This window comes from Neorhizobium sp. S3-V5DH (genome assembly GCF_004343065.1).
GTDB classification, from domain to species: Bacteria; Pseudomonadota; Alphaproteobacteria; order Rhizobiales; family Rhizobiaceae; genus Neorhizobium; species Neorhizobium huautlense.
In genome coordinates this window covers 192,571-207,917 of record NZ_SMCL01000008.1, presented here as the reverse complement: position 1 = coordinate 207,917, position 15,347 = coordinate 192,571, and the positions used below count along the sequence as shown (strand labels likewise).

Annotated in this window: 11 protein-coding genes and 1 riboswitch; of the genes, 9 read left to right on the top strand and 2 right to left on the bottom strand. The window is 60.5% G+C overall.

What is annotated here, in order from left to right; all coding sequences use genetic code 11:
* Positions 1–305 precede the first annotated feature (305 nt).
* The 5 genes from EDE09_RS14465 (at position 306) to EDE09_RS14445 (ending at position 7,957) form a co-directional block, all read left to right on the top strand.
* The gene (locus tag EDE09_RS14465) at positions 306–1,253 is read left to right on the top strand and encodes a phosphoribosylaminoimidazolesuccinocarboxamide synthase (protein WP_132411201.1); all 948 of its coding nucleotides are present in this window, start codon (positions 306–308) and stop codon (positions 1,251–1,253) included.
* Positions 1,254–1,345: 92 nt separating this feature from the next.
* Complete coding sequence (locus EDE09_RS14460) at positions 1,346–1,897, top strand: TetR/AcrR family transcriptional regulator (protein ID WP_105372078.1); 552 nt, start codon at positions 1,346–1,348, stop codon at positions 1,895–1,897.
* Positions 1,898–2,055: 158 nt separating this feature from the next.
* Positions 2,056–3,249, top strand: coding sequence for an efflux RND transporter periplasmic adaptor subunit (locus tag EDE09_RS14455; protein ID WP_132411199.1), 1,194 nt, complete (start codon positions 2,056–2,058; stop codon positions 3,247–3,249).
* 44 nt (positions 3,250–3,293) lie between these two features.
* Positions 3,294–6,392 carry an efflux RND transporter permease subunit gene (locus EDE09_RS14450; protein ID WP_132411197.1) on the top strand — a complete coding sequence of 1,033 codons (3,099 nt, stop codon included), beginning with the start codon at positions 3,294–3,296 and terminating at the stop codon, positions 6,390–6,392.
* A gap of 131 nt (positions 6,393–6,523) precedes the next feature.
* Entirely contained in the window at positions 6,524–7,957 is a 1,434-nt protein-coding gene (locus EDE09_RS14445) for an efflux transporter outer membrane subunit (RefSeq protein WP_132411195.1), read from the top strand.
* 84 nt (positions 7,958–8,041) lie between these two features.
* Here the strand turns inward: EDE09_RS14445 and efp are convergent, their stop codons facing one another.
* Positions 8,042–8,611, bottom strand: a complete 570-nt coding sequence (gene efp, locus EDE09_RS14440) for an elongation factor P (protein ID WP_105372082.1) — start codon at positions 8,609–8,611, stop codon at positions 8,042–8,044.
* 166 nt (positions 8,612–8,777) lie between these two features.
* Here efp and epmA point away from each other — a divergent pair, with 166 nt between their 5' ends.
* Together epmA and EDE09_RS14430 are read left to right on the top strand one after the other, a co-directional pair.
* The gene (gene epmA, locus EDE09_RS14435; protein ID WP_132411193.1) at positions 8,778–9,848 is read left to right on the top strand and encodes an EF-P lysine aminoacylase EpmA; all 1,071 of its coding nucleotides are present in this window, start codon (positions 8,778–8,780) and stop codon (positions 9,846–9,848) included.
* Positions 9,845–10,891: a lysine-2,3-aminomutase-like protein gene (locus EDE09_RS14430; RefSeq protein ID WP_132411191.1), complete on the top strand. Its 1,047-nt coding sequence runs from the start codon at positions 9,845–9,847 to the stop codon at positions 10,889–10,891. Before epmA ends, EDE09_RS14430 begins: the two co-directional genes overlap by 4 nt.
* A gap of 782 nt (positions 10,892–11,673) precedes the next feature.
* On the opposite strand, the gene thiC is transcribed toward EDE09_RS14430, so the two are convergent.
* Complete coding sequence (gene thiC / locus EDE09_RS14420) at positions 11,674–13,485, bottom strand: phosphomethylpyrimidine synthase ThiC (RefSeq protein ID WP_132411187.1); 1,812 nt, start codon at positions 13,483–13,485, stop codon at positions 11,674–11,676.
* A gap of 96 nt (positions 13,486–13,581) precedes the next feature.
* A riboswitch (TPP riboswitch) is annotated at positions 13,582–13,711 on the bottom strand.
* Between the two features lie 177 nt (positions 13,712–13,888).
* Here thiC and EDE09_RS14415 point away from each other — a divergent pair.
* Entirely contained in the window at positions 13,889–14,140 is a 252-nt protein-coding gene (locus EDE09_RS14415; RefSeq protein WP_105372086.1) for an acyl carrier protein, read from the top strand.
* A complete protein-coding gene (locus EDE09_RS14410) occupies positions 14,140–15,321 on the top strand; it encodes an acyl-CoA dehydrogenase family protein (RefSeq protein WP_132411185.1) in 1,182 nt (393 codons plus the stop codon). The genes EDE09_RS14415 and EDE09_RS14410 overlap by 1 nt, the downstream gene beginning before the upstream one ends.
* The last annotated feature ends 26 nt before the right edge of the window (positions 15,322–15,347 follow it).

The window sequence follows — 15,347 nt, the reverse complement described above, 5'->3', positions numbered from 1 at the left end:
ACGAAAGTCGTCGTCGCCAGCAGCGCCGCCGCCCTCGTCAGTGAGCGGGGTTATAAATCCATGCCCACAAACAAGTCAACAGGCTTGATTTGGAAAAATCGAAAAATCGAACAATTCATTGATACAATTACGTAATTTACAAAAATTTTTGGTTTTTCCGCGTTAACCATTGTTAACCAGTCGACCTGAGCCCCTCCGCCCGGGTTTCCACAAACCCCCGCCGCCCACAAGCACATTCTTGTGCTGCCGCGGCAAACCATGCGATAGCAGGGCCATTCCCCCCAACTCTGCAGAAAGCTATCCAGGTGCGCGTTCTTCCCGAAGCCTTCATTCCCGAACTGCCGAACTATTATCGTGGCAAGGTGCGCGAAAACTACGATCTGAGCGACGGTCGCCGCATCATCATCGCGACCGACCGGCTGAGCGCCTTCGACCGCATCCTGACCAGCATACCCGACAAGGGCCATGTGCTTACCCAGACCGCGCGCTACTGGTTCGAAGCGACCGGGGACATATGCCCCAATCACGTGCTGGCCTATCCGGATCCGAATGTCGTGATCAGCAGGCGGCTTGATATATTGCCGGTCGAGATCGTCGTGCGGGGATATCTCGCAGGCACGACGGGGACCTCCCTCCTGACCCTTTATAAGAAGGGTGAGCGGAACGTATACGGGTTGAACCTTCCAGAGGGGCTGCGGGACAACGAAATCCTGCCGCAGCCGGTGATCACGCCAACCAGCAAGGCGTTCGACGGAGGCCACGACGAGCCGCTGACGCCGGCGGATATAGTCGGGAACGGGCTTCTGACGGCGGAACAGTGGGAAACCGTGTCCGGCTACGCGCTTGCTCTTTTTGCGCGCGGCCAGCAGCTGGCTCAAGCGCGTGGCCTGATCCTGGTCGATACCAAGTATGAGTTCGGCGCCGATCAGGACGGCAAGATCATACTGGCGGACGAAATCCATACGCCCGACAGCAGTCGCTACTGGATCGCGGACACCTATGAGGATGCCTTGCGCAACGGCACGAGGCCGCAGAGCTTCGACAAGGATTTCATCCGCGCCTGGGTGGTCGAACGCTGCGACCCGTATAAGGACGAGATCCCGTCCATTCCCCTGGAACTGGTCGAGGAAACGGCAAAGGTATACCGTGGTGCCTACGAGAGGATCACGGGCAAGACCTTCGTCGCCGATACGTCCGGCGCAAGCGTGCTGGACCGCATCCGCGAGAATCTGAAGCCCTATTTCACCCTGTAGAGAGAGAGCGTCCGGATTTGGCAAGGCTTGAAGAGGTGAGAGTGCGCAAACCGAGGCGCAGGGCTGAGGAAACCCGAGAGGATATTCTCAACATGGCCGAGACGCTCTTTCGGGAGCGCGGCATCGCCAAGTCTTCGATCGCCGACATCGCCCAGGCCCTGCACATGTCGCCCGCCAACATCTTCAAGCATTTCCAGTCCAAGGCGACCTTGGTCGACGCGATCTGCGATCGCCACATCACCCGGATGATCGGCAGGTTCAAGACGCTCGACCGGCCTGCACCCGCCCCGGAAAGACTGGCTACCGTCGTCTGCAACCTTATGGAAGCGCATCTTGAGGATATCAGGAAGAACCCGTTCTTCCTTGAGATCATAGTTTTGATGTCGGAAACGGACCTGCCGAGCGGCCGGCACTACAAGGAACTCATCGACGCGCTGTTTTGCGATCTGGTTCGTCAAGGGGTGGAGGATGGCGTGTATTATTGTGCCGATTATCAAACGACCGGCCGGCATGTCGCGGCGGCATTCCTGAGCGTACTACACCCCGTTTTTCTGGCGGGTGAAGATGAGGCCGAACTTCAGGATCGTTGTGCAGGCCTCGTCAAACTTGTGAATGCTGCATTGCAAAATCCTCTTGCTAAGTGACGATTCTTCAATTACGTCACTTGGCAATTCGCAAGCCGCGGTATCACTCGGCCGTCGGCCTCTGTTCCGATTCGTAAAGACGAGTTACCTTTTCGAGCCCTGCGCCCCCGGTCGTTTCTGCCGTGGGTCATCTCTGATGTTTGCCCTGGATGGACGCCATGACCGGACGTAAATTGATCCTTCCTCTGTTTCTCGCCATCACCCTGGCGGCCTGCAGCGATTCGAGTGAGCAGACGGCGAACGGGGCGGCAGGGGGCGCGCCTCAGCGTCCGCCTCAGCCGGTCAGCATCGTCGCTCTGAAGAAATCGCAGCAGCCTATCACAACCGTCCTGCCGGGGCGGGCTGTTGCCTATCAGACGGCGGATATCCGTCCCCGCGTCACCGGAGCGATCAAGGAGATCGCGTTCAAGGAGGGCAACGAGGTCAAGGCCGGCGACGTCCTCTATCAGATCGAAGACAATACCTACTCGGCAACCGTTGCGCAGGCGCGTGCGACGCTCTCCAAGGCGGAGGTCAGCATTCCGGCCGCGCAGGCAAATCTCACCCGCTACGAACGGCTGGTCAACAGCGGCGCCACCCAGATCGAATTCGAGAATGCACGGGTCACGCTGCTGCAGGCACAGGCGGATGTCGAACAGGCCAAGGCAGCCCTTCAAGCCGCCGAGATCGACCTCGACCTCACCAAGATTCGTGCGCCCTTCGATGGCGTCACGTCGATCTCGAACGTCAGCGTCGGCAATATCGTCACCGCCAACCAGACAACGGCGCTGACGACGCTGCGCCGTCTTGATCCCATCTATATCGATCTTATCGACTCGAGCACCAATCTTTTGGAATTGCGCGCCGCCATGGCATCCGGCCGGCTGAGCGGCGATCCGCGCAAGGCCGACATACGCCTGAGGCTTGAGGACGGAACGGATTATGCGCGGACCGGCAAACTCGACATGTCGGACATGGCCGTGAGCGAAACGACGGGCACCTATCAGATCCGCGCCGTTTTCGAAAATCCCGACAATATCATCCTGCCTGGCATGTATGTCCGCGCAACCGTCACCATGGGCGAGGAAACCGGCTACCTGATCCCGCAACGCGCCGCCACCCGCAATGCCCGCGGCGAGCTGTCGGCCAAATTCGTCACCGCCGATAACAAGGTCGAGACCCGCATGTTCCCCATCAGCGTCGTTTCCGGCAGCAATTGGCTGGTAACGGAAGGAATTGCCGATGGAGACCGGCTGATCGTGGACGGTTTTCAATGGATTGCAGACGATGCGCCGGTTCAGCCGGTCGAGGCGCAGCTGGACGATCGAGGCCTCGTCATCGAGACCCCGAAAACCGAGGCTGCCAAGCCTTGACCGAACCAGCAGAGACAGCGCTTAACGCCGCAAGGATAATCTGAATGGCAAAGTTCTTCATCCGGCGACCGGTTTTCGCCTGGGTCATCGCGATCGTCATCATGCTTGGGGGCGCGCTTGCAATTGCAACGCTGTCGATCTCGCAATATCCCGAGATCGCTCCGACCACTGTTCAAATCACGGCGAGCTATAACGGCGCGAGTGCCGAAACGGTTGAGAAGTCGGTGACGACGATTATTGAAGACGGCATGACCGGCCTCGACGACCTCACATATATGAGTTCGGCCTCGAGCACGGGCAGAGCGACGATCACCCTCACCTTCGGCAACAGCGTCCTTCCCGACATCGCGCAGGTTCAGGTGCAGAACAAGCTGCAGCTTGTTCAATCGCAATTGCCCGATGTCGTGCAACAGGCCGGTATCGAGGTTGCGCGCTCTACATCCAGCATCCTGATGGTCGGCGCGCTCGTCTCCACGGATGGGAAACGTAATTCCGTCGACCTTGGCGACGTCTTCTCCACCCAGATCGAAGACTCCGTCAAGCGCCTGGAAGGCGTCGGCAGTATCAATATCTTCGGCTCCGGCTACGCCATGCGGATCTGGCTGGATCCGTTCAAGCTGCAGAAATACCAGTTGACGGCGGCCGATGTCACGGCGGCGATCCAGGCGCAGAATACCCAGGTTTCGGTCGGCGCACTTGGCGGCCTGCCTGCCGAGAAAGGCCAGCAGCTTACCCTCACCATGACGGCTCAAAGCCAGTTGACTACCGTCGACGAGTTCGAACGGATCATCCTCAAGGTCGAACAGGACGGCGCCACAGTTCGGTTGAGCGATGTCGCCCGCGCCGAAATCGGCCAGGAAAGCTATGGTGGCGAATCGCGCCAGAACGGTCTTCCCTCCACCGGTTTTGCCGTCAATCTTGCCACGGGCGCCAATGCGCTGGATACCGCCGATCGCGTGAAAGCTGAGCTGGCCAAGCTGGCGCCAACCCTTCCGGAAGGTGTCGAGATCACCTATCCCTACGACACTACGCCTTTTGTTGAGCTTTCAATCGAAAAGGTCGTCCATACTCTGATCGAGGCGATCATCCTCGTTTTCGTGGTGCTTCTGATATTCCTTCAAAACCTCAGGGCAACGTTCATTCCGATGATTGCAGTACCGGTGGTTCTGCTCGGAGCCTTTGGGATTCTGGCGGTTGCCGGCTATTCGATCAATACGCTGACCATGTTCGCGATGGTACTGGCGATCGGCCTTCTGGTGGATGACGCGATCGTCGTGGTGGAAAACGTCGAGCGCATCATGGACGAAGAGGGGTTGGGGCCGCTGGAGGCAACGGAAAAATCCATGGGAGAGATCACTGGCGCCATCATCGGCATTGCGCTCGTGCTCACCGCCGTTTTCATTCCGATGGCCTTTTTCGGCGGATCAACCGGCATCATCTATCGCCAGTTCTCGGTTACCATCGTATCCGCCATGCTGCTTTCAGCGCTGGTGGCCATCGTGCTGACGCCGGCACTATGCGCCACGATGCTGAAGCCGATCGACCATCACAAGAAGCGTCGCGGCATCGGCGCCTGGTTCAACCGCGGTTTCGAGCGCACGACCTCCGGCTACGTCGGCACGATCGGCTATCTGCTGAAGAGACCGCTCAGGGTGCTTGTGGTTTTTGTTCTGGTCATTGCGGGCTGCGCCTGGCTTTTCACCCGTTTGCCGAGCTCGTTTCTTCCGCAGGAAGATCAGGGCGTGTTGCTGACGATTATTCAGACTCCGAACGGCGCGACGACCACGCGCACGGACGAGGTCGTGAAGAAGGTGGAGGCCTATTTCCAGGAAAAGGAAAAGGACAATGTGGACGCCGTATTTGGTGTCCTCGGCTTCAGCTTCAGCGGCAGCGGGCAGAACAATGCCATCGTCTTTACCAAGCTGAAGGATTTCGCGGAACGCACGAAGCCGGAACAATCCGCCGCGGCGATCGTGCAGCGCGCCAGCGGTTACTTCTTCACCCTGCGCGACGCCCAGGTGTTTGCACTGCTGCCGCCGGCGATCCAGGGGCTTGGAACGTCGAGCGGGTTCTCCATGTATCTCGTGGACAGCGGCAACAACGGCAACGACGCCTTGACGCAAGCTTCGCAGCAACTCATCCAGACCGGCACCGGCAACCCCAATATCAGCTCGTTGCGCAGCAATAGCCAGCGTTCGGAAACCCAGATGAAGATCCTGCTAGACCAGGAAAAACTGGGAGCCATGGGCGTCGATCTCGCTTCGGTGAACTCGATGCTGGCAACGATCTTCGCTGGACGCGACGTCAACGACTTCACCCTGAACAACGAGTTGAAGCCGGTCTATGTGCAGGGCGACTCGCCCTACCGCATGCAGCCGGACGACCTGAAGCACTGGTACGCACGCAACAATGCAGGCGAGATGGTTCCCTTCTCGTCGTTCAGCACCGTCGAATGGGTCACCGGTTCGCCGCAACTGGCCCGCTTCAACGGCACGAGCGCCATTTCGCTCGATGGTGCGGCTGGCCCGGGTGTCAGCACCGGTCAGGCGATGGACGAAATAGAACGGTTAACGGCGGAACTGTCGGGCGGCTACACGGTGGCCTGGCAGGGCATCTCCTATCAGGAAAGGCTTTCGGGTTCGCAAGCGCCGATGCTTTACGCGCTCTCCGTATTGATCGTTTTCCTCTGCCTTGCAGCCCTTTATGAGAGCTGGTCGGTGCCGTTCTCGGTCATTCTGGCGGTTCCGGTCGGCGTCCTCGGGGCTCTGACGGCCGCCTATGTCTTTGGCCAGTCCAACGACGTCTATTTCAAGGTCGGTCTCCTGACCACCATCGGCCTGGCGGCAAAGAACGCCATCCTGATCGTGGAATTTGCCAAGGAACGGCAAGGAGGCGGCATGAGCCTCCTGGATGCCACGCTCGAAGCGGCAAGGCTGCGCCTGAGGCCGATCGTCATGACCTCACTCGCTTTTATCCTTGGCGTCGTGCCGCTTGCAATCGCCACTGGAGCGGGTTCTGCAGCCCAGAATGCGATCGGTATCGGGGTGCTGGGTGGTATGCTTTCTGCAACACTCCTCGGAATTTTCTTCGTTCCGTCCTTCTTTGTTGCCGTTAGACGGTTATCAAACCGTGAAAAAAGGTAGGATAGAGATTACGTTCGTTAACATATTCGACGTGTAATGCCGCCAGGAATGATGGGATTCGTTTCTGGCGGATAAATCGGAAGCGGCTTAAAAAGTCGACTTTCGCCGTTGTAGGGCACTGGGACAGAAAAATGTTATCCATTCGTATTGTTGCTCCTCTCACTCTGCTGTTGCTCTCGGGCTGCGTTGTCGGTCCCGACCACACCGCGCCGGAGATTGCCCTGCCGGGTAAGTTCGCCGAAGCCAAGGCAACCAGTAACGGGGATGTCTCTCAAGTCGCTTGGTGGAAGGCCTTCAACGACAGCCGTCTGAACGGTTATGTCCAGCAGGGTCTCAACCAGAACCTCGACATTCTGCAGGCGCTTGAACGCATCAACGCCGCACAGGCGAATGTCACCATTGCCGGCGCAGGCAGCCTTCCCTCGTTGGATCTCTCAGCCTCCAGCACCACGACTGGCGTGCACACCAAGGCCGAAACAACCTCGTTCGCCAGAACCACGGTCAGCGGCGGCAGCGCCGATGCCTCCTGGTTCCTCGACCTGTTCGGCCTTTATCGCCGATCCAAGGAAAGCGCCCTCGCCAGCCTTGACGCATCCTATGCCGCTGCGGACGTGGCGCGCCTCACTTACCTGTCGCAGGTCGCAGCGGCCTATATCGACGTTCGTTATTACCAGGAGCGGATCGCGATCGCCCGGCAGAACCTGGGCTCGCGGCGCGAAACGCTGGACCTCACGAAGCTTCAGCTGGAAGCGGGCGCCGCTTCCCGTCTGGACGTCGTTCAATCGGAAGGCCTTGTGAACTCCACCCTGGCCGAAATTCCGGGCCTCGAGACCCAGTTCCGCACCGCAGCCCATCGCATTGCGACCCTTCTCGGCCAGCCGGCTTCGTCGCTGGTGCCGGAGCTGCAGAGAGGCGCTCGTCAGCCGGTTCCCCGGTTCAACGTTAAGGCTGGCATTCCGGCCGACCTGATCCGCAATCGCCCGGATATTCGTGCGACGGAGCGTCAGTTGGCATCCGCAGTGGCGGAAATCGGCGTTGCCGAAGCGCAGCTTTATCCGGCGATCACGCTCGGCGGTTCCATTTCGCCGCGTTACAATGCCATTGCCGGCGCCTTGGACACCCGCTCGCTGACGTGGTCCTTCGGGCCGCAACTCAGCCTGCCGATCTTTGACGGCGGACGCCTCAAGGGCAACGTGAAGCTCGCGGAATCGACCGCACGCGAGGCCTATCTCAACTGGAAGCAGAGCGTTCTGGACGCCGTCGAGGAGGTGGAAAACGCGCTCGCCGCCGTTGCCCGCGATCGCCGCACCGTGGATGCCCTGCAGGCGACGGTGAAGTCCTATCAGGAGGCGCTGCAGCTTGCGACCGCAAGCTACCGCGACGGCGCTTCGTCGCTGCTCGACGTTCTCGACGCACAGCGTCAGGTTTCGACCGCCCAGGCAAACCTTGCCCAGGCCGTGCAGCAAGTGGCGCAGGACTACGTCGCGCTCAACGTCGCGATCGGCGGCGGTTACGCCTTTGGCGCGGCCGACACCAAGGTGGCCTCTGTCGTCGTAACCAAATAAGCTCACTCGACAACCTGACAAAGAAAAACCTCCGAAGCCCTGGCTTCGGAGGTTTTTTATCATGGACCGACAGGCCGGGGACGATCAGTTCTTGGCACGCTCGACGTAGGAATTGTCTTCCGTGGCGATGACGACCCGGGTGCCGGCGTCGATATGTGGCGGAACCATTGTCCGAACCCCGTTCGAGAGGATCGCCGGCTTGTAAGAAGAGGAGGCCGTCTGGCCCTTCACGACCGGTTCCGTTTCGACGATCTCTAGCGTGACGTGGCGCGGTAGCTGAAGAGCCAGCGCAACGCCCTCATGCATGGAAAGAATGCAGGTCATGCCTTCCTGGAGATAGGCCTTCTGGTCGCCCATCGTCTCGACGTCGACCACCACCTGGTCGTAGGTCTCCGGGTTCATGAAGTGGAAGCCTTCGCCGTCTTCGTAGAGATACTGGAAATTCACGTCCTCGACAAAGGCGCGCTCCACCTGCTCGGTGGTCCGCCAGCGCTCCGATACCTTAACGCCATCGACGATACGGCGCATATTGACCTGGGTGACCGGCGTGCCTTTGCCGGGGTGGAAGTTCTCGGCGGTGAGAACGACATAGAGTTTGCCGTCGACTTCGAGGACGTTGCCCTTGCGGACCGAAGAAGCGATGATCTTGACCATGATAATCCTTATATAGCCTGGCGGCTTGTCACTGCCGGAAATGCGTCGTAGAGGACCGGGCGATAACCGGCCTGAAGGACGGATCGTCTGTTTTCCGCGCGGGAACTACCCTAAAATAGCGCAAAGTGGAAGCCTCGCCGCGGAGAACCGGCAAAGAAAGCCATAAATGAACGCGCCCAGACCTGCCACATCCCGGACGCCCTGGTGGACGCCGGAAAGCCACAAGGACCGCCGGCCCTTCCTCATGGGCCGCAACGCGGTGCAGACCGCCTTGCGCGGCTTCTTCGGCAAGCGCGACTTCGTCGAGGTGGACACGGCCGCTTTGCAGGTCTCTCCTGGTAACGAGACCCATTTGCATGCTTTCGCGACGGAGGCCATCGCGATTGATGGCAAGAGGGCACCTCTCTACCTGCACACCTCCCCCGAATTTGCGGCAAAGAAGCTGCTGGCTGCCGGTGAGCGCCGTATCTTCACCTTTGCGCATGTCTATCGCAACCGGGAGCGCGGACCGCTGCATCATCCCGAATTCACCATGCTCGAGTGGTATCGCGTCGGCGAAAGCTACGAGCAGCTCATGGACGACTGTGCGCATATGCTGGCACTGGCGGCCGAGACCGCGAAGACCAAGCGTTTTGTTTTCCGTCAGATGGAAATTGATCCCTTTGCGGAGCCGGAACGCCTGACGCTCGCCGAAGCCTTCCACCGCTTTGCCAGCACCGATTTGCTTGCATCCGTTGCGGCGAGCGGCGACACGAACCGCGATCTTCTTGCAACGGGTCTGAAACAAGCCGGCATACGGTTCTCGGAGGACGATACCTGGGCCGATCTTTTCAGCAAGGTGCTCGTGGAGAAGATCGAGCCCAATCTCGGGCAAGGCCGGGCAACCATTCTCTGCGAATACCCGGTTTCCGAGGCAGCGCTGGCAAGGCCTTCGGCGCGTGATCCGCGTGTGGCTGAACGGTTCGAGCTTTACGCCTGCGGGGTCGAACTGGCGAATGCTTTCGGGGAATTGACGGACGCCGGCGAGCAGCGCCGCCGCTTCGAACACGAGATGGCGGAAAAAGCCCGCATCTACGGGGAGCGCTACCCGCTCGACGAGGATTTTCTCGACGCGCTTTCGATCATGCCGGCGGCAAGCGGCGCGGCGCTCGGCTTCGACCGGCTCGCCATGCTGGCCACGGGTGCCACGCGCATTGAGCAGGTCATGTGGGCGCCGGTCGCGGAGGTGTTTGGATGACCGCGACGCGTTCATTGAAGACTACCGATGAGCTGGCATCCGCCGGACTGATCGAACCGGGAAAACTCCCAGCCATTCGCGCCGTCGCGGACCGTTACGCCATAGCCCTGACGCCGACCGTGGTTTCGCTCATCGACCGTACCGACCGGCAGGATCCTGTCGCCCGGCAATTCGTGCCCGATCCGGCCGAGTTGCTGGCGACGCCGGAAGAACGCGCCGACCCCATCGGCGATCAGGCGCACAGTCCGGTAAAGGGCATCGTCCATCGTTATCCGGACCGCGTGCTGTTGAAGGCCGTGCATATCTGCCCGGTCTATTGCCGCTTCTGTTTTCGCCGCGAAATGGTCGGTCCGCAGGGCGACGGCACGCTGGCGCCAGCAGAGCTGTCGGCGGCGCTCGCCTATATCCGCGCACATTCCGAGATCTGGGAAGTGATTCTCACCGGCGGAGATCCGCTGGTCCTTTCGCCGCGGCGGCTTTCGGTAATCATGCAGGGGCTTGCTGATATCCCGCATGTGAAGATCGTCCGCTTCCATACGCGGGTTCCGGTGGTCGAGCCGGACCGCGTGGACGAGGCGATGATCGCCGCCCTGAAGGAAAGCGGCAAGGTGATCTATGTGGCGCTTCACGCCAACCATCCCCGCGAACTGAGCGATACCGCCCGCGCCGCGTGCGCGCGGTTGATCGATGCAGGCATTCCCATGGTCAGCCAGACGGTGCTGCTCAAGGGCATCAACGATGATCCGGTCGTGCTCGGCGACCTGATGAAGGCTTTTGTCGAAACCCGGGTCAAACCCTATTATCTGCATCATCCGGATCTTGCGCCCGGCACCAGCCATTTCCGGCTGGATATCGCCGATGGGCAGAAGATCGTTGCGGCGCTGCGCGGAAATGTTTCCGGGCTGTGCCAGCCGACCTATGTCCTGGATATTCCGGGCGGTCATGGCAAGGCGATGATCGGCAAAAGTGCGGTACGCACGGAAGGCGGCTGCTATTCGGTCAGCGATTTCCGCGGCGAGGAGCACAGATATCCTCCGAAGTGACGCGCGCTCGCCTTCACGCGACAGCTCCTGCCCGTGTTTTGGAGAGCCCACACGAATGCGGAACCTCATTTGATTTTGTATGTGTGGCTCCGCATTCGCGTGGCCTTCGGCGTTCTTTCGGGGTGTCCTGCCCCTACAGGTGATCATCTCGCCTCGCTGCGTGGCTTCATTTGCGGTCTCCTTTCGGGAAACCTTGCCACTTGCACGGCTATACCGAACCGGACATGGCTGCCCGGGGGAGGCTTGATAGGAAGCGATCGGGTTGATGGCCCGCTCTCCTCCATGGCTTTCACCTCTTCCACCTTTCCCGCACGTTACGGGTCCAATGGAAGCGCCGGCTCCCGCCTGCCCGCGAACGTCTCGCGAAACACTCCGGCGACGGAAGCGGGAGGATTGTAGGCATGGATGCGGAGGGTGGGGATGATGACGCGGTCAAGTCATTGGAGATGCTGAGCGGCGGCGATGAATTGTCCCCGGGACAAACATGGAAAGGCAGCATTGTGGGGCGTGCCCCGCCATACCCCCTCTGTCCTGCCGGACATCTCCCCCTCAAGGGGGGAGATCGGCTGGAAGCGAGGCCCTAACCCAGTCAAAGCCTTGAGATTGCCGCAAGATTGCTGAATTCTGCTCCCCGCCGGCTTCCTGCCCTTCACGATTGGAAAGGGATCGCTGAGCATGCCTCCTTCGATCTCCCCCTTGAGGGGGAGATGCCCGGCAGGGCAGAGGAGGGTGAACCGGCCTCGACGTGAACTGGCCCAACGTCGAAGGGCATGGGATCATGCTCACTCCTTCCCCACCGGCATGTAGAGATCGCCGCCGTCGCGGTATTTGGCGGCCATGGCTTCCAGTCCCTCCTTCTGCGCCTCAGCCCGGATATCATGCGAAATCCGCATCGAGCAGAACTTCGGGCCGCACATGGAGCAGAAATGCGCCACCTTGTGCGCTTCCTTCGGCAAGGTCTCGTCATGGAAGGAGCGCGCCGTTTCCGGATCGAGCGACAGGTTGAACTGGTCCTCCCACCGGAACTCGAAACGGGCGCGGGAAAGCGCGTCGTCGCGAACCCGGGCTGCCGGATGGCCCTTGGCGAGATCGGCCGCATGCGCGGCGATCTTGTAGGTGATGACGCCGACCTTGACGTCGTTGCGGTCCGGCAGGCCGAGATGTTCCTTCGGCGTCACGTAGCAGAGCATCGCCGTGCCGAACCAGCCGATCATCGCTGCCCCGATCCCTGAGGTGATGTGGTCGTAGCCGGGAGCGATATCGGTCGTCAGCGGCCCGAGCGTGTAGAACGGCGCCTCGCCGCAAACCTTGAGCTGCTTGTCCATGTTTTCCTTGATCTTGTGCATCGGCACATGACCGGGGCCTTCGATCATCACCTGGCAATCCTTCGCCCAGGCGATCTTGGTGAGTTCGCCGAGCGTCTCCAGCTCCGCAAACTGCGCCGCGTCGTTGGCATCAGCGATCGAGCCGGGACGCAGGCCATCGCCGAGCGAGAAGGACACGTCATAGGCCCGGCAGATATCGCAGATTTCCTCGAAATGCTCGTAGAGGAAGCTCTCCTTGTGGTGATGCAGACACCACTTTGCCATGATCGAGCCGCCGCGCGAGACGATGCCGGTGACGCGATTGACGGTGAGCGGGATGTAGGGAAGCCTGACGCCCGCGTGGATGGTGAAATAATCGACGCCCTGTTCAGCCTGCTCGATCAACGTGTCGCGATAGACCTCCCAGGTCAGGTCTTCGGCGATGCCGTTCACCTTTTCGAGCGCCTGGTAGAGCGGCACCGTGCCGATCGGCACCGGCGAATTGCGAATGATCCATTCGCGGATATTGTGGATGTTCCGGCCGGTGGACAGGTCCATGACCGTATCCGCACCCCAGCGGATCGACCAGACCATCTTTTCGACCTCCTCCGCCATGGAGGAAGTGACGGCGGAGTTACCGATATTGGCGTTGATCTTCACCAGGAAATTCCGGCCGATGATCATCGGCTCGCTTTCGGGGTGGTTGATGTTGGAGGGGATTATCGCCCGTCCTTCCGCGACTTCGCGGCGAACGAATTCAGGGGTCACGAAATCCGGAATATGCGCTCCGAAGCTCTCGCCGTCACGGATGAGAGCTTCCTTGGCCGCCTGCCGGCCGAGATTTTCGCGGATGGCGATGAACTCCATTTCCGCCGTGACGATGCCGGCGCGCGCATAGGCAAGCTGGGTAACGGCCCTGCCGTCTTTCGCCTTCAGGGGCGTGTTGCGGACCGGGAATTCCGGCGTCAGGCGATCGCCGGTGACAAACCCGTTGTCCTCCGGTTTCACGACGCGGCCTTCATAGGATTCGACATCGCCGCGCGCCCTGATCCAGCTTTCGCGCAGCCGCGGCAGGCCGGCTTCGATCGAGACCGCATGGGCCGGATCGGTGTAGGGGCCGGAGGAATCGTAGACGGTGACCGGCGGCTCGCCGGAGGTCGGATGCAGCGCGATCTCACGCATCGGCACCCGGATATCCGCGTGGACGACACCGGATTTGAAAACTTTGGTGGAGGCGGGAAGCGGACCGGTCGTGACGACAGGCGTAAGCTTTGGTGTGGCGATATTCATGGGTGAGGCTCCAAGGTTTGCCGTTTGGAGACCCAGTTCCAGTGTTGGAATGATGGAAAAACGCCTGAGCCGATGGACGGGAATCCCGCCTGAAAGCCGTGAGCGCTCGCACCGTCCCTACGCCAGTATGAACTGGATCAGGTTCAACGGGTCACTGCGCCTCGGCGGCAAAGCCGTCCGACCAGCAGTATCTCAGCCCCTTGCCGGGACCCCCCTGGTGAATGCGAGCATCAAAAACCTGCCGAGCGCCCGTGTCAAGCCAAAGCTGGCCATGCGGATATCTCGGATTTTAGCGAATCCCGCAGCCCTAACTTCACGACGTTTCTTACCGGAATTTTATGCTTTCCGACGTAGACAGTGTTCCCGGCGATGAACGCAAATTCCAGTCATTGGAGATGTCGAGATGAACGAGACTATTCGCGAACTGCTGGCACGGGTCGGCGGGCTTCCGGTTGCAGTGACCGAACTTGAAGATGCGGCCGATCTTTATGCGGCCGGGCTTTCCTCCTTTGCCTCCGTGCAGCTGATGCTGGCCATCGAAGAGGCTTTCGACATCGAGTTTCCCGACAGCCTCCTGAATCGCAAGTCCTTTGCCAGCATCTCGGCAATCGAGCAGACGGTCGCCCAGATCGTGAAAGCCCGTGAGGCTGCGTGATGAGCCTCCCAGCCTTTGCCGCCGACATGACGCTCGGCGCACGTGCCCGCCGAGTGGCGGAGGTCGCGGCCGAAAATGCCGACCGCGTCGACCGGGAAGCCCGTTTTCCGCAGGAAGCGGTCGATGCCATGAGGGCCGAACGCCTGCTCGGCATTCAGGTCCCCATATCGCTTGGCGGCGAGGGGGCTTCGACACAGGAGATCGCGGAGGTCTGCTCCATCCTGGGACAGGCATGCGCGGCAAGCGCCATGGTCTTCGCCATGCACCAGATCAAGGTGTCAAGCCTGGTCGAGCACGGCGGCGACAGCGAGTGGCATAGGGATTTCATGCGCGAGCTTTGCGCCCGTCAGCTTCTTGTCGCCTCCGCGACAACGGAAGGCGGCATCGGTGGCAATCTGCGCAATTCCATCTGCGCCATCGAGATCGACGGAAACATCTGCCGCCTGACGAAGGACGCGACCGTCATTTCTTACGGCGTTCATGCGGATGTCATCATGGTGACCTCCCGCGCCCACGCCGACGCGGCTCCGGGCGACCAGGTCATGACCGTTTTCAGGAAGAACCAGTATACGCTGGAAAAGACGGTGGACTGGGATACGCTCGGCATGCGGGGCACCTGCTCTGACGGCTTTATCTTCAAAGGCGAGGCGCCGGTCACGCAGATCTTCCCGAAACCGTTTGCCGAAATCGCGGCGCAGAGCATGCTTGCCTCGTCGCACCTCCTCTGGAGCGCGGTATGGTATGGCATCGCAGCCGATGCGGTATTGCGTGCGCAGGCCTTCGTGCGCGCCGCCGCTCGCAAGGCGAATGGCACCACGCCGCCCGGCGCGTTGAGACTCGCGGAAACATCCAACCTGCTGCAGCTCCTGAAGTCGAACATTCTTTCGGGCCTGAAGGCCTACGAGGACGCCAAGGCTGAGCCGGACCAGCTTTCCTCGATGGCGTTTTCGATCGCCATGAACAACGTCAAGCTCGCCTCGTCGGAGACGATCCTGACCATCATCAACCAGGCGATGATCATCTGCGGCATCATGGGTTACAAGAACGGCACGCCTTATAGCCTCGGCCGGCATCTGCGCGATGCCCATTCGGCCCAGCTGATGATTTCCAACGACCGCATTCTGGGCAACACGTCGACCATGCTGCTCGTACAGAAACCGGACACCAGCCTTCTCGGCTGACGCCCACCCGTCAATGATTGCCCGTC

Excerpts from the sequence above, each read along its gene's own strand:
- EDE09_RS14460 (WP_105372078.1), top strand. The coding sequence starts at position 1,346 with ATGGCCGAGACGCTCTTTCGGGAGCGCGGCATCGCCAAGTCTTCGATC.
- EDE09_RS14455 (WP_132411199.1), top strand. The coding sequence starts at position 2,056 with ATGACCGGACGTAAATTGATCCTTCCTCTGTTTCTCGCCATCACCCTG.
- EDE09_RS14450 (WP_132411197.1), top strand. The coding sequence starts at position 3,294 with ATGGCAAAGTTCTTCATCCGGCGACCGGTTTTCGCCTGGGTCATCGCG.
- EDE09_RS14445 (WP_132411195.1), top strand. The coding sequence starts at position 6,524 with ATGTTATCCATTCGTATTGTTGCTCCTCTCACTCTGCTGTTGCTCTCG.
- efp (WP_105372082.1), bottom strand. The coding sequence starts at position 8,611 with ATGGTCAAGATCATCGCTTCTTCGGTCCGCAAGGGCAACGTCCTCGAA.
- epmA (WP_132411193.1), top strand. The coding sequence starts at position 8,778 with ATGAACGCGCCCAGACCTGCCACATCCCGGACGCCCTGGTGGACGCCG.
- EDE09_RS14430 (WP_132411191.1), top strand. The coding sequence starts at position 9,845 with ATGACCGCGACGCGTTCATTGAAGACTACCGATGAGCTGGCATCCGCC.
- thiC (WP_132411187.1), bottom strand. The coding sequence starts at position 13,485 with ATGAATATCGCCACACCAAAGCTTACGCCTGTCGTCACGACCGGTCCG.
- EDE09_RS14415 (WP_105372086.1), top strand. The coding sequence starts at position 13,889 with ATGAACGAGACTATTCGCGAACTGCTGGCACGGGTCGGCGGGCTTCCG.
- EDE09_RS14410 (WP_132411185.1), top strand. The coding sequence starts at position 14,140 with ATGAGCCTCCCAGCCTTTGCCGCCGACATGACGCTCGGCGCACGTGCC.